The organism is Thioclava nitratireducens (genome assembly GCF_001940525.2).
In the GTDB taxonomy this organism is placed as follows: domain Bacteria; phylum Pseudomonadota; class Alphaproteobacteria; order Rhodobacterales; family Rhodobacteraceae; genus Thioclava; species Thioclava nitratireducens.
In genome coordinates, this window is sequence record NZ_CP019437.1 from 736,359 (window position 1) to 758,206 (window position 21,848).

The following is a 21,848-nucleotide window of genomic DNA, read 5'->3' on the forward strand; positions in this document are numbered from 1 at the left end:
AATAGCCTATTTGCTTACCCATTCGGGAGATGCAGAGATGATCCGTTATACGCTGCAATGCGAGAATGAGCACCGCTTCGACAGTTGGTTTCCCTCGGCCTCCGGGTTCGAGGCGCTCAAATCCGCAGGCCAGCTGGAATGTGCGGTTTGCGGCTCGAAAAACGTCGAGAAATCGCTGATGGCGCCGCCCGTCGCGCAGACACGCAAAGCGCAGGAGGGCGTGCCTGAGCGCCCCCTCTCGCAGCCGCATTCCGAGGCCGAGCAGGCTCTTGCCGCGATGCGTCGCGAGATCGAGAAGAACTCCGATTACGTCGGCATGAACTTCGCTACCGAAGCGCGCGCGATGCACGAGGGCACCGCCAAGAAACGCGCGATCCACGGAGAGGCGAAACTCGACGACGCGCGCAAGATGCTCGAGGACGGGCTCCCGGTTCTGCCGCTGCCCTTCCTGTCGACTCGCAAGACGAACTGACCCTTTTCGCTCTTTCCAAATATCCCGGGGTGAGTTCGCGAACGCGAAGAGGGGCAGCGCCCCCGAGCCGATCTGCAGGCCCGGAAACGCCAAATCTCTTGCGTGCCCCAACGGCTTGAGCTAGCAGAGGCGCGACTCTGCCCAAGGGGGATTTCCATGCCCATTCTGGTGATGAAATTCGGCGGCACTTCCGTCGCCGATCTCGACCGGATCGCAAACGCCGCCGAAAAGGTGAAGCGTGAAGTCGAGCGCGGTTACGATGTCATCGTGATCGTCTCCGCGATGTCGGGCAAGACCAACGAACTCGTCAACTGGGTCGAGACCACGTCGCCGCTCTACGATGCGCGCGAATACGACGCCGTGGTCTCCTCGGGTGAGAATATCACCGCCGGCCTGATGTCGCTGCGTCTGCAGGAGATGGGCGTCTCCGCGCGCAGCTGGCAGGGCTGGCAGGTGCCGATCAACACGACCTCTGCGCATGGCGCGGCGCGCTTCGTGTCGATCCCGCGCGAAAATCTTGACCAGAAATTCTCCGAAGGCTTCAAGGTCGCGGTGATCGCCGGCTTCCAGGGGCTGTCGCCGGAGAACCGGATCACGACGCTCGGCCGGGGCGGCTCGGACACGACCGCTGTGGCTTTCGCCGCTGCGTTCGGCGCGGAGCGATGCGACATCTACACCGATGTCGACGGCATTTACACCACCGACCCGCGCGTCTCCTCCAAGGCGCGCAAGCTCGACCGCATCGCCTTCGAGGAGATGCTGGAACTCGCGAGCCTCGGGGCGAAGGTTCTGCAAACCCGCTCGGTCGAGCTCGCGATGCGCTACAAGGTGCCGCTGCGCGTGCTAAGCTCCTTCGAGGAAACCACGGAGAATTCGGGCACTCTGGTCTGCGACGAGGATAAAATCATGGAATCGAAAGTTGTCTCCGGCGTCGCCTTTTCCCGCGACGAAGCGAAAATGACCCTCGTGACGGTCGAAGACCGCCCCGGTATCGCCAGCGCGATCTTCGGGCCGCTCGCGGATGCCGGTGTGAATGTCGACATGATCGTCCAGAACATCTCCGAGCGTCAGGCCGAGCATGAGGTCAAGGTCACCGACATGACCTTCTCCTGCCCGGTCAATCAGGTGGCCCGCGCCCGCAAGGCGATGGAAGATGCCCGCGACGCCGGTCTGATCCAGTTCGACGAGCTGGTCGCCGACGAGGACGTGGCGAAAATCTCCGTCGTCGGGATCGGCATGCGTTCCCACGCGGGGGTCGCCGCGAAGATGTTCAAGGCGCTGGCCGCCGAAAACGTCAACATCAAGGTTATCTCCACGTCGGAAATCAAGATTTCGGTGCTGGTCGACCGCAAATATCTGGAACTGGCGGTTCAGGCCCTGCATGATGCCTTCGAACTCGACAAGGCCTGAGTAACCCGAAGGGCCGCAGCAACAGGGACGACCTGCGCGGATGGTGGAACTGAGCGAAAGTGATAGTCGCACGCTGTTGCGACGCCTGCGCGATACGCTGGCCACGGAGGGCGACGGGCAGGACCGGCTCAACCACATCACCCAGATCATCGCGGATTCGATGGGCACCGAAGTGTGCTCCATCTATCTGTTCCGCGATCCCGAAACGCTAGAGCTTTGCGCGACCGAAGGTCTGAAGGCAGAGGCTGTCCACCACACGCGGATGCGTCTGGGCGAAGGTCTCGTGGGCCGCGTGGCGCGGTCGGGCCGCCCGATCAACTCCGCCGATGCGCCCTCCGAGCCGGGCTTCCGCTACATGCCGGAGACGGGCGAAGAGATTTACTCCAGCTTCGTCGGCGTGCCGATCCAGCGCGTGGGCGAAAAGCTGGGCGTTCTGGTCGTGCAGTCGAAGGACGAGCGCAGCTTCTCGGATGACGAACTTTATGGGCTCGAGGTGGTCGCGATGGTGCTGGCCGAAATGACCGAGCTTGGCGCCTTCACCGGCGGCGAGAATTCCGAGATCGGCGCGACACACCGCTTCCCGGTCATGTTCCGCGGTGCGACGGGCCAAGAGGGGGCCGCCGAGGGCCGCGTCTGGCTGCACGAGCCGCGCGTCGTCGTGACGAACCCGGTCGCCGAAGATCCCGAGGCAGAGGCCGCGCGCCTCGAGGAGGCCATCACCGAACTGCGCGGCAAGATCGACGAGATGCTCGCCAGCCCGACCCTGATCGACAAGGATCAGCGGCAGGTGCTGGAAACCTTCAAGATGCTCGCCGCCTCCAAGGGCTGGAAACGGCGGATGCTCGAAGACATCGCAGCGGGCCTCTCTGCCGAAGCTGCGGTCGAGAAGGAGCAGAACGCCGCGCGCGACCGGATGCGCAAGGCGCCCGATCCGTACCTGCGCGAACGGCTCAACGATCTCGACGACCTGTCGAACCGCCTGCTGCGGCAGCTGACGGGGCAGGGCAGCGATACCGGTGCCGAGATGCCCGAAAACCCGGTGCTCGTGGCGCGCAATATCGGCCCGGCGGAACTTCTCGACTATGATCGCAAACTCAAGGGCGTGGTGCTGGAGGAGGGGTCCGTCGGCTCGCATGCCGCGATCGTCACCCGCGCGCTCTCGATTCCGCTGGTGATCCATGCGGGCCGGATTACGGCGGAGGCACTGAACGGTGACCCGATCCTCGTCGACGGTGATCAGGGCGTGGTGCACCTGCGGCCAGAGGAAAGTGTAGCGCATGCATTCCGCGACAAGATCGCGATGCAGGCCGAGGCGCAGAAACGCTATGCCTCGCTGCGCGACCAACCTGCGGTCGATCGATCGGGCCAGATTGTCTCGCTGATGATGAATGCTGGGCTGATGGCGGATCTGCCCTCCCTGAAGGGCTCCGGCGCTGATGGGGTGGGGCTGTTCCGCACTGAACTGCAATTCCTGACCCGCACAAAGGTGCCACGCCGCGACGAGTTGGTTCAGCTCTACAAGCGGGTGATGGACGCGGCCGACGGCCGACGGGTGAATTTCCGCACGCTTGATATCGGCTCCGACAAGGTTGTTCCCTACATGAAGCCGCAGGACGAGCCGAACCCGGCGATGGGCTGGCGCGCGCTGCGGGTGGGGCTCGACAAGCCGGGTATCCTGCGAATGCAGCTGCAGGCGCTCTTGCGCGCAGCCGACGGACGCCCGACGTCGATCATGTTTCCCTTCATCGCGCTCCCCGAGGAATTCTACGCCGCGCGCGATACCTTGCTGCGGGTCCGCGATCGCGAGGCCCAGTTGGGCCGCACCGTGCCCGAAGAGTTGCGCATCGGCGCGATGCTGGAAACCCCGAGCCTCGGCTTCGCGCCGGACAGCTTCTATCGCGATTGCGATTTCATCTCGATCGGCGGCAACGATCTGAAGCAGTTCTTCTTCGCCGCCGACCGCGAGAACGAACGGGTGCGTCGCCGCTACGATACACTTGACGGGTCCTTCCTGAACTTCCTTGAGCGGATCATCGCACGCTGCGCGGTTTCGAACACGAGCCTCAGCTTCTGCGGCGAGGATGCGGGGCGCCCGATCGAGGCGCTGACATTCGCGGCGCTCGGCATTCGTACGCTTTCGATGCGACCCGCTTCGATCGGTCCGGTCAAACATCTGATCCGCCGCGCCGATCTGGGGGAACTGCGGCAGGTGATCCAGCAGGCGCGCAATGCAGGGCAATCCACTGTGCGCCCTGCGGTAACGAGCTACCTCGCGCATCTCTGACAGGGGCGGGGGCCTCTGAGGTCGCAATAAAAAAGGGGCGCTGCCCCCTCTGTCCTTCGGAAATTCACCCCGGGATATACGCCAAGGCGAAAGAGGTAAGCCTTCGCCTTGGCACACATTTTCCGCGGGGGGCTGGGGGCGCGAAGCCCCCAGACTTTGCCTTCCGTCTCAGCCGGCGGCCAGACGTTTTTCCTCGGCCGCTTTGTAGGCTTTGTCCGAAGGCGCGATGAAGGTGTAGAACATCGGCACCACGAACAGCGTGAACATCGTCCCGATCAGGATCCCCGAAAAGATCACGAGGCCCATCGCCTTGCGTGCCTCTGCGCCCGCGCCTTGCGCGAGGATCAGCGGCACCACCGCCAGCGCCATTGCGGCGGTGGTCATCAGGATCGGACGCAGACGGGTCTGCGCGGCCTTCACGATCGCCTGCCGGCGGGTGAGGCCCGATTGCTCGCGCTGCTGGTTGGCAAACTCGACCATCAGGATCCCGTGTTTCGTGATCAGCCCCACCAGCGTGATCAGCCCCACCTCGGAATAGATGTTGAGCGTGCCCAAGCCGAGGTTCAGCGGCAGCACCGCGCCGAAGATCGTCAGCGGCACCGTCATCATGATGATGAAGGGGTCGCGGAAGCTCTCGAACTGGGCGGCGAGCACCAGATAGATCACCAGCACGGCCGCCGCGAAGGCGATCACGATGGTATTGCCTTGCTGAGTCTCGATCCGAGATTGGCCCGAATAGTTCACGAAGAAGCCGTCGGGCATCACCTGATTGGCGATGTCCACGATCGTCTGCACGCCCTCGCCGGTGGAGCCGCCGGGCAGGGGGAGCGCCGTGATCGTCGCCGCGTTCAACTGGTCGAACTGTTCGATCGAGGCGGCGTTCACGCCGGTGTCGATCTTCACGAGCGATGACAGCGGGATCATCGCACCCGAGGCGGAGCGGACGAAGTAGCGGCCCAGCTCCTCGGGATTCGCGCGGAATTCCTGAGGCACCTGCGGGATGATGTCGTAGCTGTTGGAGTCGCGGTCGAACTGCGCCACCGACGCTTCGCCGACCAACAGCCCCAGCGTCGAACCGATATCCGAGACCGGCACGTTCAGCGCCGCCGCCCGGTCGCGGTCGATCGTGACATTGACCTGCGGGCTGTCGAAGTTGAGTGAGTTCTGTACGACGATGAACTTGCCCGTGGCCTGCGCCTTGTTCTTGATCTCCTCGGCCACCTCGGCGACGCGTTTGGCGGAGTGGATCGACTGGATCACCACCGATATCGGCAGGCCGCCCCCGGTGCCCGGCAGCGACGGCGGCGCAAAAGCGAAGCCCTTCAGGCCGGTCGATTTGCCCAGATCGCTCTGGATCTCCTGCTGGATTTCCTTCTGGCTGCGGGTGCGATCCGCCCAGTCCTTGAGCGCCCAGATATAGATACCCTGAGAGCTGTCGCCGCCGAAGCCCGCGATCGAGAAATCGGTGCGCACTTCGGGGATGTCGGCAGTGTCGCGTCCGACCTGGTCGATATATTTCTGCGTGTAGTCGCTGGTCGCGTAGCGTGGCCCGTTCAGGATCGCGAAGAGCGCGCCGTTATCCTCGTCCGGGGCAAGCTCGGAATTGGTGTTCATCAGCATGAACCCGGTCACGCCCACCAGCGAAACGACGATGAGCAGCGTGATCCCGCGCAGGTCGAGCGAGCCGTCGACACGCCGCCCGTACCAGCCCGAGAGCCGATCGAAATTGCGGTCGACGAACGCTTGGAAGCCCTTGGACTCGCCATGTTTCAGCAGGCGGCCCGACATCATCGGCGTGATCGTCAGCGCGATGATCCCTGACAGGATCACCGACCCAGCGAGTGCGAAGGCGAATTCACGGAACAGCTGTCCGGTCAACCCGCCGGTGAAGCCCAGGGGCGCGAGCACGGCGGCCAGCGTGATCGTCATCGCGATGACCGGTCCGGTGATCTCCTTCATGCCCCGCACGGCGGCGGGGATCGGTTTCATCCCCTCTTCGATATGTCGGTGGATATTCTCCACCACCACGATCGCGTCATCGACGACGAGGCCGATCGCCAGCACCATTGCCAGCAGTGTGAGAAGGTTGATCGAGTATCCCAGCGCCAGAAGCACTGCGAGCACCCCGATCAGCGAGAGCGGAATGGTCACGATGGGCATCGCCACGGAGCGCAGCGAGCCGAGGAACAGAAGGATCACCACGGTCACGATCGCGACCGCCTCGCCGATGGTCTTGAACACCTCGTGGATCGAGGCCGAGATCGTCTCGGTCGAGTCGTAGACCAGCTCGATCTTCATGCCTTCGGGAAGCGTTGCGTTGATATCGGGCAGCGCCTTGCGCACCGCCGCCGCCGTATCGAGCGGGTTGGCAGCCGGCGTCGGGTAGACGCCGAGGAACGTGCCCTCTTTGCCTTCGAAGGTGACGATCTCGTTCTCGGAGGCCTTGGCGAGCTCGATCTTCGCGACATCGCGGAGGCGCACCACGTCATCGCCCTTGCCGGTGATCGGCAGCTTGCCGAAGGCTTCGGGCGTCTGCAGCGTGGATTGCAACGTGATCGACTGGGCGACGTATTCGTTTTTCGTCTTGCCCGGGGCCGAGAGGAAGTTCGACGCCTGGATGGCGCCCACCACTTCCGACGCCGTGACGCCGCGCGCAGCCAGCTTGTCCGGATCGATCCAGACCCGCATCGCGTAATCGGAGGCGCCGATGATCTGGGTCTGCGCGACGCCCGGAATCGTGGACATGCGCGGACGGATCACCCTGCGCAGATATTCGGTCAGCTGCTCGGGCGTCATGTTGGGGTTGAGCGCCGCGAGATACATCAGCGCGAAGGTCTGGCCGGTGCCCTTCTGGATCACCGGGTCCTTCGCGGCCGACGGCAGTTGGCCCTTCACCTGCTGCACTTTCGAGAGCACCTCGGTCATCGCCGCGTCGGAATTGGACCCGAGCTTCATATGCACCGAGATAACCGAGGCCGAGGGTCGCGACTGGGTGGTGACGTAATCGACGTTTTCAGTGGTCGCCACGGCAGCAGCGAGCGGCGAGGTGATGAAGCCCTGGATCAGTTCGGGCGAGGCGCCGGGATAGGCGGTGGTGATGGTGACCACCGTTTCCTCGACTTCCGGATATTGGCGGACGGGCAGGTTAAAATAGGCCTGCGCCCCCAGCAGGAGCATGAACGCGCCCAGAACCATCGACAGGACGGGGCGGCGGATGAAGATCTCGGAGATATTCATGGGCTTGGCCTTACTGCGCCTTCGCGCCGTCTGAGGTCGTGTCCGATGAGGCGTCCGACGTGGTGTCCGAGTCCCCCTCCGCGCTGGCGCTCGAGTTGCCGTCCGAAGACGCCTCGGAGTTTGCCGCGGCGTTGCCCTCCATGCCGAAGGTTTTCATCACCTCTTCGGTCGAGGGCGCATCGGGATCGGGCGAAATCGCGTTGTCGATGCTCACCGTCGCGCCGGAGTTCAGCTTGTTCTGACCCGCGTTGACGACCATGTCGCCCGCTTTGAGACCCTTGGTGACTTCGATGAGTTGGCCGGAGCGGCGTCCGAGCGTGATGAAGACCTGCTTGGCGACCAACTGCGGCTTATCCGCGCCTTCGGGGTCTCCTTGCGCACCACGTAGACGGAATCGCCGTAGAGGTTGGAGCTGACCACGGTCTGCGGCAGGGCGATCACGTTATCCTCTGCGGGCAGCACGACAGTGACATGCACGAACTGGCCGGGCGTCAGCTTGCCTTCGCCATTGGGAACCTCGGCGCGCAGCGTCACGAGGCGCGAATTCGGGTCGATCTTGGGCTCGATCCCGGTGATCTCGCCTTTCAGGTCGACGGAGCCGTCCTCGGTTTGCACCTTGACGGTCTGGCCCGCTTCGGCCAGCCGCGCCTGCTGCTCGGACAGGGTGAAGTCGACCCGCATATGATCGCGATCCTGCAGCGTCGCATAAGTGGTGCCGGTTCCGACATATTGGCCGACCTCCACCCGCGGAATGCCGATGATGCCCGCAAACGGCGCTGTCAGGCGCTTCTTCTCGAGCAAGGCCTGGAGCTTCGCGACGCTTGCGCGCGCTTCCTGTGCGCTTGCTTCGGCCTGATCGAGATTGGAGGTGGCGGACACGCCCCGGTCGGCAAGCTGACGCGCGCGCTTGAGATTGGTCTCGGCGAGGTCCTGAGCGGCCTTGGCCGAGGCCAGATCGGCGCGCTCGGAGCTGTCGTCGATCTGCAAGAGCACCTCGCCCTTCTCGACCTTGTCGTTCGCTTCGAAATGAATCGCCTGCACCGTGCCGCCCATTTCGACGGCAAGTTCGGTCCCTTGCACGGCGGCGGCGGTCCCGATCGCCTCGAGGCCCGGCTCCCAGGTGATGGGCTTCACCTCGCTGACCGAAACCGCCACGGGGGGCTGCTTCATATTCGCGAAGAACTGCGCGATCATCTTGGAGCGGAAAAGATTGTAGCCGACGACGCCACCCACCACGAGGATGAGGGCGACGAGAGCGATGAGGAGGCGTTTGATCATTTGGATGTCCCGTCAAAATCCCTGTTTGCGCATGGTTTCGGCCCCGCCGACCGGCCCGCGCGCGATTTTTGAACCATTTGGTTCACGTCTGCGCCCTGTCAATACGCGAGCGACGCTAAAAGGATGGGTCACAGTGCCGTGAAGGCAAGGTGGAAAACCGGTGCGGCCAAGCAATACTTGGCGTTTTGTAACGTCAAGATCGCGGAAATCTGATTTTTTCCGCCTCGACCGCCAAGAAACGTGCATTATCTTTACTTGTACCTGCGATCCTGACGGCCCCGCGTCGCTTTGCAGCGGTGTCTGGTTCTAGGAGTTTGCATGGATCCCCTTTCTTTTTTGCGCATCGGTTTCGAGGCCGCGCGGATCGGCGTCGAGGCGCAAGCGGTGATCTCGATGCGAGTCGCGGGGATGATGGGGCTTTGGGATGTTTCCCCGCTCGAATCGTTCCAGATGATGCAGGAAAAGCCAGTGGCGGTTGCGGCGGCGGCAGAGGCTGCAGCTTTCGCGCTGATGCGCGGACAGACGGCAGATCGGGCGATTTCGGCTTCGATGACGCAGATCGGAAACCACACCAGCGCCAACATGATACGATTGTCGCGCCGCGGACCCAGCTGGTTCTGATGGGTTGAGCCGGGCAGGGCCGCCACGCTGGCGCGGCGGCCCCGTAGTCTTCAGGCGGCGCTGTCTTCCTCGACCGCGTCATCGCCTTCTTCGACGCTTGCGGGCGTGACCATGGCCGTCAGGATCGTCGGCATGTCGACCACGCCGATCGGCTTGTTCGCCTTGTCGACAACAGTCGCCATGCGCACCTCGGCATCGGCCATCCGGCGCGCGATCTTCTCGAGCACCGAGCTGGCTTTTACCTTCATCTTCGGCAGCTCGCCTTCCGGCAATGGCATCGCGATGGTCTCCGCCCGGATCACGCGACCCCGGTTCACCTCGCGGACGAACTCGGCGATGTATTCATTCGCCGGGCGCAGCACGATTTCCTGCCCAGTGCCCACCTGATTTAGCGCACCGTCGCGCAGGATCGCGATCTTGTCTCCTAGCCGCAGCGCCTCGTCGAGGTCGTGGGTGATGAAGACGATCGTCTTCTTCAGCTCCGCCTGCAGGTCAAGAAGTACCTTCTGCATGTCCATCCGGATCAACGGATCGAGCGCGGAGAACGCCTCATCCATCAACAGGATGTCGGCATCGTTGGCCAGCGCGCGGGCTAGACCCACCCGCTGTTGCATGCCCCCCGAGAGTTGGTTCGGGTAGTTGTCCTCGTAGCCCGCAAGACCAACGCGCGAGATCCATTTCTTCGCGATCGGCTCGGACACCTTGCGGTCGATACCCTGGATATCGAGGCCGTAGCAGGTGTTTTCCAGCACGGTCCGGTGCGGCAGAAGCGCGAATTTCTGGAACACCATCGCGGTCTCGTGGCGGCGGAATTCACGAAGCTCCTCTTCGTTCATCTTTACCACATCGCGGCCATTATAGAGGATTTCCCCGGCCGTGGGCATGATCAGCCCGTTGATATGGCGGATGAGCGTCGACTTGCCCGAGCCCGAGAGGCCCATGATCACCGAGATCTTGCCCGGCGGCAGGTCGAGGTTGATGTTCTGCAGACCGAGCACATGGTTGTGCTTGTCGTTGAGTTCTTCCTTGCCCATGCCGCCCTGCACGACCTCCACGTAATCTTTTGGGCGCGCCCCGAAGATCTTGTAGAGATTTCGGATTTCGATGCCCGAGCGGGTCTCGTCCGCTGCGTTTGTCGTCGCATCAGTCATGGCCAGCCTCCGAATGTTTCTGCAGCCGCTTGCCGAACGCCTGGCTTGCGCGGTCGAAGATGATCGCGATCGCGACGAGCGCGAAGCCGTTCAGGAAGCCGATGGTGAAGAACTGGTTGTTGATCGCCTGCAGCACGTTTTTACCGAGGCCGCCGACACCGACCATCGAGGCGACGACGACCATCGCCAGCGCCATCATGATGGTCTGGTTGACGCCCGCCATGATCGTCGGCAGCGACAGCGGAAGCTGGACGCCCCAGAGTTTCTGACGCGGGTTGGCGCCGAAGGCGTCCGCGGCTTCGATGACTTCCTTGTCCACGAGGCGGATGCCCAGATTGGTCAGACGGATCATCGGCGGGATCGCGTAGATCACCACCGCGATCACGCCGGGCACCTTGCCGATACCGAAGATCACGACGACCGGGATCAGATAGACGAAGGATGGCATGGTCTGCATGACGTCGAGCACCGGCGTCAGGATTTGCTGCATCCGGTCCGAGCGCGCCATCAGGATGCCGATCGGCAGTCCGAGGATGATCGCGATCAGCGTCGCCACGGTGACCATCGCGAGGGTGGTCATGGTGTCCTCCCACAGGCCGAAAATGCCGATGAAGGCAAGGCCCATGGCCGAGCCCATCACGATCTTCGGATTGCGCGAGGCGAACCATACCACGACGAGGATCAGCGCGAAGATTATGAACCACGGCGTGTCCACGAAGGCGTGTTCGAGAGTGTTGAGAAACCATTGAAGCGGCCGCGTGGCCGCGTCGATTTGATCGGAATAGGCGCGGACGATGCCGCGGAACCCGTCGTCGATGCCCATGCGCATGTGGCGTAGGGTGGAGTTGGGAAGGGAAGGGAACTCACAGAGCAGTTCCGGCAAGCCCCAGCATGAAGATGCCATCTTGTTATGTCCTCCGGTCGATTATTTGCGCCGGTTAAAAGAAAGCGCGCGCAAGGCTCCCCTTACGCGCGCCAAAATCTCGGGTCGCCCGCTCAGAGCGCGTCCTCGACCTTCTTGATCACGTCGTCGGAAAGCCACGCTTTCCAGACATCCGGATAGTTCTCGAGGAAGTAGTAAGCGGTGTCCTCGTTGGTGCCTTGGTTGTCGGCCTGCCAAGCGAGGAACTCGCCCACTATCTTGTTCGACCATTCACGCTTGCCAAGGTAGTCCATGGCCACCGCGTTGTTCTGGGCGAACTCCTTGGTCACGACCGTAAACACGTCCGACGTCGGGTAGGCGTTGGGCTTGGGATCGACGCAATCGGCCTGCGAGTTGCACTCGTCCCAGGCTTTCTTGTCGTTCGGAACACCTGCGTCGAGCTTGACCATCGGGTATTTGCCGAGGATCGCCGTCGGTGCCCAGTAGTAACCCAGCCAGCCCTTTTTGGACTCGTAGGCATTGGCGATCGAGCCGTCGAGGCCCGCAGCCGAACCGGTGTCGACCAGCTTGAAGCCCTTCTCCTCGGCCTTGTGGGCCTTGAAGCGGTTCGCGGTCGAGATCTGGCAGTTCCATCCCGACGGGCAGTTGTAGACGCCACCGATCGACGGCTCTTCGGGATCGGGGAACAGCTCGGGATGCTTCAGCGCATCGTCGACCGTCTTGATCTCGGGGTGCTCGTCGGCGACGTATTTCGGAATCCACCAGCCTTCTTCGCCGCCATCCTTGAGGATTTCGGCGGCGATCACGAGGCGGTCCTCGCTGACGGCCTTGTCGAGCGCGACCTTCACCGCGTTCACCCAAAGCTCGGGCGCGATATCGGGCTCGCCCTTCTCGTTCATCGAGGTGAAGGTGGGCATCGTGTCGCCGGTCACCAGCGTCACGTCACAGCCGTAGCCGTTTTCGAGAATGATCTTGTCGACCCAAGCGGCGACACCGGCCGAAGCCCAGTTCATTTCCGCTTCGGTGACGGAACCACATTCGCCGTCGGCGGCGAAGGCAGGCGCCGAGAAGGTCGCCAGCGGCAGCGCCGTCAGTAGCGCGGCAAGCGCTTTCTTGTTCATACAGGTCCTCCTGTTGTGGCAGCTTTGATTTGAAGCGATCCGCGCGGGCTGCCGCCGTGATACCGGTCGCGATAAGTCCCGGATTTTCCCGGGTTGGAATCCTCATGAAGTCACGCTCACGTGAGAACGCGCGCAGGACTTGCCAAATTCCGACACTTCTATGTCGTAAATAACCAAGTCGAGGCGCGCAACCTTTTCACGGACCTTTCCGGCTCCGTGCGGCGTTACAGCCGCACGAAGAGGTGAAAGCATGACAACCGAGCCCAAGGACTCCGTTTCGTCGGAGAATAGCACGGGGTTTTCCGCCGCCGTGACCCCCGGTGCGGACTCCGCGCTTCCGTCCGGTATAAGTCACGGGAAAGACGTCGGAAATTCCGATTCTGACCCCGATTCCGGCGCCCCGCCGCAGCCGAGCGCCGCGCTGCGTCGCGAAGCGGTAGCGCTGATTGCGAACCCCTCTTCGGGGGGCAATGCCAAGGACGAGGAAGCGATCAGCCGCGCGATGGAGGCGCTTGGTGACGGTGCGTCGCTTTATCGATGGTCGCCGGAAAGCGACATCGTGGCGACCGTGCGTAAAGCGCTCGACGAGGGCGCGGAGATGATCGTGGCGGCGGGTGGTGACGGCACCGCGATGGCTGTCGCGGGTGCGCTGTTAGGGCAGGATGTGCCGATGGCCGTACTGCCGCTCGGCACCTTCAACTTCTTCGCCCGAGGCCTGCGTCTCTCCGAGGATCCGGAAGAGGCGGCGCGCGCGATCCGCGAAGGCAAGGCGCACTCGATCCGCGTCGGCGAAGTGAACGGGCAGGTGTTTCTGAACAATGCCTCGCTCGGCATCTACCCGTCGATCTTGAAGGCGCGCGAGGACATCTATGCGCGCTGGGGGCGCCGCCGGATCGTCGCGCATTGGTCGGTGTTCAAGACCTTCCTTCGGTTCCAGCGCCCGATGCAGCTGAAGATTACGGCTGACGGAAAAAAGCTGAGTCGACGCACGGCGCTCGTCTTCATCGCCCGCTCCGCCTATCAGCTCGATTTCTTCGGGCTCGACGGGGCGACCGTGATCAGCGACGACGCCTTCGCGGTGCTCGTGGCAAAGGCGCAGACCCGCCGGGATCTCTTCCGTCTCTCCATGCGCCTTGTGCGCCGCAAGACAAAGCAGGGCGAGGATTACGAGTTGATCCGGGCGAAGTCCTTCGAGATCGAAACCGCGCGCCGGCGAGGCCTTCTGGCCTATGACGGTGAGAAATGCCGCGCTGAGAGCCCATTCCGCTTCAAGATGTCCGACGAGCCGCTCTGGATCGTGCTGCCCGCGACGCATGGCGAGACCGAACCCCAAGACGCAACTGCATGACACGTATCGTTCACCTTTCCGACCTGCATTTCGGGCGCAGCCTGCCCGAACTCGAGATGCCGCTTCTTACGGCACTGAACCAGCTCGAACCCGATCTGACGGTGATCTCGGGGGATTTCACGCAGCGCGCCCGGCGCGGTCAGTTCATGCAAGCTCGGATGTTCCTCGAGCAGATCGAGAGTGAGACGCTATCGGTGCCCGGCAATCACGACACGCCACTCGACAATATCGTTCTTCGGATGCTCAAGCCCTTCGGGCGCTACAAATCCGCTATCAATCACGATCTCGAACCAGTCTACGAGACCGACGGCTTCAAGGTGGTGGGCGTGAACACGGTCAACCGCTTCGCGTGGCAGCGCGGGAAGGTGCCCGACCGCACGATCTCCCGTCTGTGTCAGGAATTCGAAGAAGCGGGCGAGAGATTGCGAGTCGCAGTGATGCACCATCCGCTCGAACACGGCCCCGAGGTCGACAAGGCTCTCATGGAGGGGGCAGGGGACGCGCTGCAGGGCATGTCGGAATGCGGTGCGGATCTCGTGCTGTCGGGGCATCTGCACACCGGGTTGGTGGCCCCCTTCTCGGCTGTGCCGGGCATACTGTTCGTGCAGGCGGGGACGGGCCTGTCCTCGCGCCTGCGCGGCGAGCCGAATACGTTCAACGTGATCGAAGGGGGGCGCGACGCTCTGTCGATCACGCTTTACGGGGCGCGGGACATGAGCTTCGAGCCGATCGAGAACGAGAGGTTCATCCGCGCCCCGGACGGGACGTGGATCCGGGCCTGATCAGTTCGGCTTGCCGGAAATGTCGCCCCAATCGAGAACGGGGGCGGCGTCGATCTCATGCGCGTCGAGCATCGAGGCGACGCGCTCGAGCGAGGCGATGATCTGCGCCTGCTCCCAATCTTCCAGTGCCTCGAATCGGCGGACGAAGATTTGCTGCAGGGCGTCGGGTGCCTCGTCGATCGCGCTCGCGCCGAGCTCCGTAATCACGATGTCGGTCTGACGGCGGTCCCGTTCGGAGCGCTGACGGGTCACCATGCCCTTGCGCTCGAGTTTGTCGATCAGCGCTGTCATCGTCGCCTGGCTCACGCCCATGCGCTGTGCGATGGCCTTGGGGGTCGACCAGCCTTTTTCGGAAATCACCTGAAGCACGCGGAACTGCGCAGGCGTCAGCCCAGCAGCCTTCGCCAGGTCGCGGCCGAACATTTCGGTCGCGCGCAGGATTCTACGCAAAGCGATCAGGCTCGTATCGACACGCTCCATCAGGCGGCGGGCCCCTTTTTTATCAAGACGACCCAGTATCGCAGAGAGTTCCGTGTTCTGCAATTGCTTGGCTTTGCTAAGCTTATTTCGTTCGCTTCTACTCATTTGCTTTGTCATACTAACGGTATTTAGGGCTTATAAGCAAGAATATAAGGCTATAAGCGGAACTTTTCCGGGTTCCATTAGTTAGGTGGTTGAAATTTTCGACTGCATGAACTACTTAGGCTACCGAAGCAAACGAGAGGAAAGAGCTGTGCCGCAAGTCGAGTCGATCAAGAAGGGTTCTGAACTGGTCTTCCGTAAGCCGGAGTCCGAAGACGGCAGCGAAATCTGGAAGCTGATCCGCCGCTGCAAGCCGCTTGATGAAAATTCGATGTATTGCAACCTTCTGCAGTGCGATCACTTCGGGGACACCTGTGTCCTCGTGGAGCGCGAAGGCGAGGTCGTCGGCTGGATTTCGGGCTACATCGCCCCGTCCGAGCCGGACACGTTCTTCGTGTGGCAAGTGGCTGTTTCCCCCGACGCGCGGGGGCTGGGTCTTGGCAAGCGTATGCTGCGCCACCTCATCCAGCGCGACGTCGCCGAAGACTGCACAAAGTTGAAGACGACCATCACTAAGAGCAATGAAGCCAGCTGGGCGCTCTTCCGTTCCTTCGCCCGTTCGATGGGCGGCGAGCTGACCGATGAGGCGCACTTCCACGAAGAAGACCATTTCGACGGCCACGCCTCGACCGAACATATGGTCACCATCACCTTCCCCGAGGAGGCGCGTGCTGCCGCCTGATCTCAGGCCGCGCACCCTCCTCTTTCCCCCAATTCTACGGAGTCCCCCATGACCGTTCATTCGACGGATAAGACGATCTTTACACAACGCGAGTCTGAAGCCCGCTCCTACTGCCGCGGCTTCGATACCGTTTTCACCAGCGCGCAAGGCTCGGAGCTGACCGACGCCGAGGGCAACACCTATATTGACTTCCTCGCCGGTTGCTCGTCGCTGAACTACGGGCATAACGACCCGGACATGAAGCAGGCGCTGATCGAGCACCTGACCGAGAACAAGATGGGCCACGCGCTAGACCTGCACACCGACAGCAAGGGCAAGTTCCTGCGCGCCTTCGAGGAGCATATCCTCGCGCCGCGCGGCATGGACCACAAGCTGATGTTCGTCGGTCCGACCGGTGCGAACGCCGTCGAAGCCGCGATGAAGATCGCGCGCAAGGCGACTGGCCGCACCAACATCATCACCTTTACCAACGGCTTCCATGGCGTGACCATGGGCGCTCTGGCGGCGACCGGTAACGGCTATCACCGTGGCGGCGCCGGTATGGACACGCATGGCGTGACCCGCATGCCCTATGACGCCTATGCCGATGGCGTCGATTCGGTCGCGCTGCTCGACCAGATGCTCTCGGACGCCTCGGGCGGGATCGACGCTCCGGCGGCGATCATGCTGGAGACGGTTCAGGGCGAGGGCGGCCTCAACGCCGCAAGCCCGGAATTCGTGAAAGGCGTCGAACAAGTCGCCCGCAAGCACGGTGCGCTGTTCATCATCGACGACATTCAGGCAGGCTGCGGCCGCACCGGCACCTTCTTCTCCTTCGAGGAGATGGACGTGATGCCGGACGTCGTGACCCAAGCGAAGTCGATCTCCGGCTTCGGCATGCCGATGGCGCTGGTTCTGGTGCGTCCCGACTACGACGTGTTCGGCCCGGCCGAGCATAACGGTACCTTCCGCGGCAACACCCATGCCTTCGTGACCGCCACCGTGGCGATCGAGAAGTTCTGGGCCGACGACAAGTTCCAGAAGGAACTGGCCGTGAAATCGGACGTCCTGCGTGAAGGTCTGGCCGCCGTGGCCGATCTCGTGCCGGGTGCCTTCCTCAAGGGCCGGGGCCTGATGCAGGGTGTCGATGTCGGCACCGGCGAGCTTGCCTCGGCGATCTGCGGTCGCTGCTTCGAGAAAGGTCTCGTGATCGAAACCTCGGGCAATGACGACCAGGTCGTGAAGGTTCTCGCACCGCTGACCACGCCGATGGAACAATTCCGCAAGGGGCTGGAAATCCTGCGTGAAGCCGCCACCGAGGTGACCGGCGAACGCACGGACATCGCGGCGGAATAATCCGCCGCCCCCTCCCCGGCGATCCAACGAATTCAAATACGGAGAAACGATCATGATCGTTCGTGATTTCAACAAGCTCAAGAACACAGACCGCGACGTGTCCGATGCCGACTGGAGCAGCGTTCGCATGCTGCTGGCCGACGACAAGATGGGCTTCAGCTTTCACATCACCACGCTGAAGGCCGGTTCGGATCACACGTTCCACTACAAGCACCATTTCGAGAGCGTCTACTGCATCTCGGGCAACGGCCACATCACCGAGCTCGACAACGGCACGCGCCACGAAATCAAACCGGGCGTGATGTATGCGCTTAACCTGCATGACCATCACCGCCTCGTCGCGGGGGACGAAGACCTCGTCATGGCTTGCTGCTTCAACCCGCCGGTGACCGGTAACGAGGTTCACCGTGAAGACGGGTCGTACGCGCCGGCCGAAGAACTGGAAAATTCGTAAGGGGGCCAAATTGACCCACCAGAATCACACGGTCGAAAAGATTGGCGGCACCTCCATGAGCCGCGTGGACGAGTTGCTCGACACGCTGTTCATCGGAGACCGCAAGGGCGCCGATCTCTATAACCGCATTTTCGTCGTCTCGGCGTTCGGTGGCATCACCGATCTGCTGCTCGAACACAAGAAATCGGGCGAGGCGGGTGTCTATGCGCAATTCGCAAAGGCCGACAGCGAACATGGCTGGCACGAGGCGCTGAGCCGCGTGTCCACCGCGATGATCGAAGCCCATGAGAATGTGCTCAAGCATCCCGGCGACATCGCGCAGGCGACCGAGTTCGTCCGCGAGCGCACCGAAGGCGCGCGCAACTGCCTGATCGACCTGCAGCGTCTGTGCTCCTACGGGCACTTCCGGCTCTCGCAGCATATGCTGCAGATTCGCGAATTGCTGTCGGGTCTGGGCGAGGCGCACTCCGCTTTCGTCACGACGCTCCTGTTGCAGCGCAACGGCGTGAACGCACGTCTCGTCGACCTGTCCGGTTGGCGCGACGAGACCGATCACGACCTAGAAGGCCGGATCATGGGTGCGATGAAGGACATCGATCCGAAATCCGAGCTTCCGATCGTGACGGGCTATGCGCAATGTGCCGAAGGCCTGATGCGGGAATTCGACCGTGGCTACTCCGAAGTGACCTTCTCCAAGCTCGCAGCCCTCACCGGCGCGCGCGAGGCGATCATTCACAAGGAATTCCACCTGTCTTCCGCCGACCCGAAGCTGGTGGGCGAGGGCAAGGTGCGCAAGCTGGGTCACACGAACTATGACGTGGCCGACCAGATGTCGAACATGGGCATGGAGGCGATCCACCCGAAGGCAGCCAAGACCCTGCGCCAGGCGGACGTTCCGCTGCGTGTCACCAACGCGTTCGACCCGGGCGATCCGGGCACGCTGATCGACGACAAGCCCGCCAAGGAAGCGGCGGTCGAAATGGTGACCGGCCTCGATATCATCGCGCTCGAAGTGTTCGAACAGGACATGGTCGGCGTGAAGGGCTACGACGCCAAGATCCTCGAGGTGCTGACGCGCCACGACGTTCGTATCGTGTCCAAGGCCTCGAATGCGAACACGATCACCCATTACGTCGATGCCCCGATCCGTGTGCTGCAGCGCGTCGAGAAGGATCTCTGCGAGATTTATCCCTCGGCGGAAATCTCGGCCCGGATGCTCTCGATGGCCTCGGTCATCGGGCGTGACCTGAGCGGTCTCTCGGTACTGACCCGTGGCCTGCAGGCGATCGCGAAAGCGGATATGGAAAGCCTCGGCGCCACGCAGGGCCCGCGGAATGTGGATGTGCAATTCGTCCTCGAACGGGACGATCTTAAGCCCGTGATCAAGGCGCTCCACGAGGAGTTCATCCCGGAAGAAAGCGCCCTCAAGCAAGTTGCGTGAAAGACGTGACGCCAACTTTGTATAAAGCCCGTGCGGAACTCCGCGCGGGCTTTTTTCATTGAGCCTGCGACATCCCGCCACGCTGCGACGTTTGAACCATGGCCCGGCGGTTGCCGTACCCTCGGGTAAGTCTAGTTCTTATCACGTAACGTGCAGAAACGCGGACGACCATGAGCATATTCGACATACCGACACTCGATCTGGCGCGGGCGCAATTCGCCTTCGTCGTCGCGGCACACATCGTCTTCCCGGCCTTCTCGATCGGCACGGCGAGCTACCTGATGGTGCTGGAAGCCCTGCGGATGATCACCGGCAAACAGGTCTACCAGCGAATTTTCGAGTTCTGGAAACACATCTTCGCGGTGGTCTTCGGGATGGGTGTCGTCTCGGGCGTCGTGATGTCCTACGAGTTCGGCCTGAACTTCGCGCATTTTTCCGACAAGGCGGGCCCGGTGATCGGGCCGCTGATGGGCTACGAGGTGATGACGGCCTTCTTCCTCGAGGCCGGTTTCCTCGGGATCATGCTGTTTGGCCGCAACCGGGTGAACAAGTGGATCTACATGTTCGCGGTCACGATGGTCGCGGTCGGCACCTTGATCTCGGCCTTCTGGATTCTCTCTGTGAACAGCTGGATGCAGACGCCGCAGGGCTTCAAGATCAACGATGTCGGCCAATTCATTCCGACCAGCTGGCTCGAGGTGATCTTCAATCCCTCGCTGCCCTATCGTTTCGTGCACATGGTGCTGGCGGCCTATCTCACGACCGCGCTCGTCGTGGCGGGTGTCGGCGCGTGGCATCACATCCGGGGCAATGCGGACGATGCCGTGCGCACCATGTTCCGCATGGCGATCGGGATGATCCTCGTGACCGCACCGATCCAGATCTTCGCCGGCGACCAGCACGGGCTCAATACGCTCGAACATCAGCCTGCCAAGATCGCGGCGATGGAAGGGCATTGGGAGACCAGCAAGGGTGCCGGGCTGATCCTCTTCGGCATCCCGAACCCGAGCAAGGAGCGCACCGATTACAAGATCGAGGTGCCCTATGCGTCCTCGCTGATCCTGACCCACTCGCTCGATGGCGAGGTGCCGGGCCTCGGGGACTTCCCGCCGAATGAGCGCCCGCCGATGACGATCGTCTTCTTCACCTTCCGGATCATGGTGGGGCTCGGCTTCGCCTTCGCCGCGATCGGGCTCTGGGGCGGCTGGCTGATGTGGCGCAAGCGCCTGCACGAGCCGGGCCTGTTCCATAAGGTGGCGCTGGTCTTCGCGCCGGGCGGCTTCCTCGCGATCATCATGGGCTGGTTCACCACCGAATTCGGCCGCCAGCCCTACACCATCTACGGTCACTTCACGACGGCGGAGTCCGTGTCCTCGCTGACGGCGGGGCAGGCCTGGGCCGCGCTGATCGGGTTCGTCGTGGTCTATGCCTTCCTCTTCGGTTCGGGCACCTTCTACCTGCTGCGGCTGATGCGGCGCGGACCGGAAGGTGCCGAGCCGGTGGAGAACACGCCGCAGCGCGCAGGCGGCGTGGCGGGCGCGATGCTCGCCAATGATGTGACGACCGAGAAAGAGGGGGCCCACGCATGACCGGATTTGTGCATTACCTGCCCGACATCTGGGCCGCGATCATCGCCTTCGCGATCCTGACCTACGTGGTGCTCGACGGGTTCGATCTCGGCATCGGCATCCTGTTTCCGTTCCTCGGCTCCGAGGAGAACCGCACCCGCGCGATGAACTCGGTCGCCCCGGTCTGGGACGGCAACGAGACATGGCTGGTGATGGGCGGCGGCGGTCTGCTTGCCGTCTTTCCACTGGCCTACGGGATCATCCTGAACGCACTTTATATCCCAATCGTCATAATGCTGCTCGCGCTCGCTTTCCGGGGGGTGGCCTTCGAGTTTCGCGGCAAGACCCGGCGCTGGCAGCGGCTGTGGGACCGGGCGTTCTTCGGCGGATCGCTCGTCGCGACGCTGGCGCAGGGCGCGATCCTCGGCGGGCTGCTGCGCGGCCCCGAAGTGACCGACCGGACCTTTACCGGCGGCCCGTTCGACTGGGTGAGCTTCTTCTCGCTCGGCACCGCGCTGGCGCTGGTGGCGGGCTACGTGATGCTGGGGGCGGCCTGGCTGGTCATCAAGACTTCGCACGGGCTCTATGATCTGGCGCGCCGGATCGGGGAGCGCGCGCTGATCGCGACGCTGGGGTTCATCGGCCTCGCTTCGCTCGCCACCCCGTTCCTGCATCCGGAATATTATCACCGCTGGTTCCAATGGCCGGGCGTGATCTGGAGCGCGGTGGTGCCGCTTCTGCTGCTCGTGGCGGGCTTCGGCTACTGGACGGCGATCCGCTCGGACCGAGGCGTCGTCGCCTACCTGTCGGGGATCGCTATCTTCGTGCTTTGTTTCGCGGGACTGGGACTGTCGATCTTCCCCTATATCGTGCCCGCCTCGATCACCATCCGCGAGGCCTCCACACCGGCGATGTCGCAGGGCTTCATCCTCGTCGGCGCGGCGATTTTCCTGCCGATCATCCTTGCTTATACGGCCTATGCCTACTGGGTGTTCCGCGGCAAGACGTCCGAGCATGAACATCACTACTGAGTGAGGCGCGAGAACCGCTGGAACCGGGGGCGCAAACGCTTGGTTGGGTCTGCGTGATCCATATCCCGCGTACAGATTTCATGCCCGACGTTTTCCATATGTCGCCTTCAGCCGGTAAGTCCGGCCTACGCGCGTCCCTCGGGGCGCGCGTGCTCGTATCTGCGCGGA

The 21,848-nt window shown here is 62.8% G+C and carries 19 protein-coding genes; 12 read left to right on the top strand and 7 right to left on the bottom strand.

The genetic code is table 11. The features are described 5' to 3' along the window. Positions 1-37 precede the first annotated feature (37 nt). The 3 genes from BMG03_RS03735 (at position 38) to ptsP (ending at position 4,166) form a co-directional block, all read left to right on the top strand. Complete coding sequence (locus tag BMG03_RS03735; RefSeq protein WP_075775924.1) at positions 38-472, top strand: DUF1178 family protein; 435 nt, start codon at positions 38-40, stop codon at positions 470-472. Between the two features lie 156 nt (positions 473-628). Then, the gene (locus tag BMG03_RS03740; protein WP_075775925.1) at positions 629-1,882 is read left to right on the top strand and encodes an aspartate kinase; all 1,254 of its coding nucleotides are present in this window, start codon (positions 629-631) and stop codon (positions 1,880-1,882) included. A gap of 40 nt (positions 1,883-1,922) precedes the next feature. Then, positions 1,923-4,166: a phosphoenolpyruvate--protein phosphotransferase gene (ptsP, locus tag BMG03_RS03745; RefSeq protein WP_075775926.1), complete on the top strand. Its 2,244-nt coding sequence runs from the start codon at positions 1,923-1,925 to the stop codon at positions 4,164-4,166. A 168-nt stretch (positions 4,167-4,334) separates the two neighbouring features. Here the strand turns inward: ptsP and BMG03_RS03750 are convergent, their stop codons facing one another. Genes BMG03_RS03750 through BMG03_RS03755 form a run of 3 tightly spaced genes read right to left on the bottom strand, consistent with a single transcriptional unit; the run spans position 4,335 to position 8,681 of the window. After that, positions 4,335-7,403 (bottom strand): efflux RND transporter permease subunit, encoded by a 3,069-nt coding sequence (locus BMG03_RS03750; protein WP_075775927.1) that lies wholly within the window; start codon positions 7,401-7,403, stop codon positions 4,335-4,337. Between the two features lie 10 nt (positions 7,404-7,413). Beyond that, complete coding sequence (locus BMG03_RS20975; protein WP_244270986.1) at positions 7,414-7,662, bottom strand: hypothetical protein; 249 nt, start codon at positions 7,660-7,662, stop codon at positions 7,414-7,416. Beyond that, positions 7,632-8,681, bottom strand: a complete 1,050-nt coding sequence (locus BMG03_RS03755) for an efflux RND transporter periplasmic adaptor subunit (protein WP_244270987.1) — start codon at positions 8,679-8,681, stop codon at positions 7,632-7,634. Before BMG03_RS03755 ends, BMG03_RS20975 begins: the two co-directional genes overlap by 31 nt. Before the next feature lie 318 nt (positions 8,682-8,999). Between BMG03_RS03755 and BMG03_RS03760 the strand changes: the two genes are divergently transcribed. Continuing rightward, entirely contained in the window at positions 9,000-9,302 is a 303-nt protein-coding gene (locus tag BMG03_RS03760; RefSeq protein WP_075775929.1) for a hypothetical protein, read from the top strand. Between the two features lie 50 nt (positions 9,303-9,352). On the opposite strand, the gene BMG03_RS03765 is transcribed toward BMG03_RS03760, so the two are convergent. The 3 genes from BMG03_RS03765 to BMG03_RS03775 form a co-directional block, all read right to left on the bottom strand. Then, the gene (locus BMG03_RS03765) at positions 9,353-10,453 is read right to left on the bottom strand and encodes a quaternary amine ABC transporter ATP-binding protein (RefSeq protein ID WP_075775930.1); all 1,101 of its coding nucleotides are present in this window, start codon (positions 10,451-10,453) and stop codon (positions 9,353-9,355) included. Continuing rightward, positions 10,446-11,357 carry an ABC transporter permease gene (locus tag BMG03_RS03770; protein WP_075775931.1) on the bottom strand — a complete coding sequence of 304 codons (912 nt, stop codon included), beginning with the start codon at positions 11,355-11,357 and terminating at the stop codon, positions 10,446-10,448. Before BMG03_RS03770 ends, BMG03_RS03765 begins: the two co-directional genes overlap by 8 nt. A gap of 92 nt (positions 11,358-11,449) precedes the next feature. Beyond that, positions 11,450-12,457 (bottom strand): ABC transporter substrate-binding protein, encoded by a 1,008-nt coding sequence (locus BMG03_RS03775; protein ID WP_075775932.1) that lies wholly within the window; start codon positions 12,455-12,457, stop codon positions 11,450-11,452. 250 nt (positions 12,458-12,707) lie between these two features. On the opposite strand from BMG03_RS03775, the gene BMG03_RS03780 reads away from it, so the two are divergent. Next, complete coding sequence (locus BMG03_RS03780) at positions 12,708-13,805, top strand: diacylglycerol/lipid kinase family protein (protein ID WP_077701092.1); 1,098 nt, start codon at positions 12,708-12,710, stop codon at positions 13,803-13,805. Next, positions 13,802-14,587 carry a metallophosphoesterase family protein gene (locus BMG03_RS03785; RefSeq protein ID WP_075775933.1) on the top strand — a complete coding sequence of 262 codons (786 nt, stop codon included), beginning with the start codon at positions 13,802-13,804 and terminating at the stop codon, positions 14,585-14,587. The genes BMG03_RS03780 and BMG03_RS03785 overlap by 4 nt, the downstream gene beginning before the upstream one ends. On the opposite strand, the gene BMG03_RS03790 is transcribed toward BMG03_RS03785, so the two are convergent. Continuing rightward, positions 14,588-15,067 carry a MarR family winged helix-turn-helix transcriptional regulator gene (locus BMG03_RS03790; RefSeq protein ID WP_075775934.1) on the bottom strand — a complete coding sequence of 160 codons (480 nt, stop codon included), beginning with the start codon at positions 15,065-15,067 and terminating at the stop codon, positions 14,588-14,590. Between the two features lie 253 nt (positions 15,068-15,320). Here BMG03_RS03790 and ectA point away from each other — a divergent pair, with 253 nt between their 5' ends. The 6 genes from ectA to cydB all read left to right on the top strand — a co-directional run bounded on the left by ectA (position 15,321) and on the right by cydB (position 21,680). Beyond that, positions 15,321-15,851, top strand: coding sequence for a diaminobutyrate acetyltransferase (gene ectA / locus BMG03_RS03795; RefSeq protein ID WP_075775935.1), 531 nt, complete (start codon positions 15,321-15,323; stop codon positions 15,849-15,851). A gap of 48 nt (positions 15,852-15,899) precedes the next feature. Further along, positions 15,900-17,186: a diaminobutyrate--2-oxoglutarate transaminase gene (ectB, locus tag BMG03_RS03800; protein ID WP_075775936.1), complete on the top strand. Its 1,287-nt coding sequence runs from the start codon at positions 15,900-15,902 to the stop codon at positions 17,184-17,186. A gap of 52 nt (positions 17,187-17,238) precedes the next feature. Beyond that, complete coding sequence (locus BMG03_RS03805; RefSeq protein ID WP_075775937.1) at positions 17,239-17,640, top strand: ectoine synthase; 402 nt, start codon at positions 17,239-17,241, stop codon at positions 17,638-17,640. A gap of 10 nt (positions 17,641-17,650) precedes the next feature. Further along, entirely contained in the window at positions 17,651-19,081 is a 1,431-nt protein-coding gene (locus BMG03_RS03810; protein ID WP_075775938.1) for an aspartate kinase, read from the top strand. A gap of 170 nt (positions 19,082-19,251) precedes the next feature. Then, positions 19,252-20,670: a cytochrome ubiquinol oxidase subunit I gene (locus BMG03_RS03815; RefSeq protein WP_075775939.1), complete on the top strand. Its 1,419-nt coding sequence runs from the start codon at positions 19,252-19,254 to the stop codon at positions 20,668-20,670. Further along, a complete protein-coding gene (gene cydB, locus BMG03_RS03820) occupies positions 20,667-21,680 on the top strand; it encodes a cytochrome d ubiquinol oxidase subunit II (protein WP_075775940.1) in 1,014 nt (337 codons plus the stop codon). Before BMG03_RS03815 ends, cydB begins: the two co-directional genes overlap by 4 nt. The last annotated feature ends 168 nt before the right edge of the window (positions 21,681-21,848 follow it).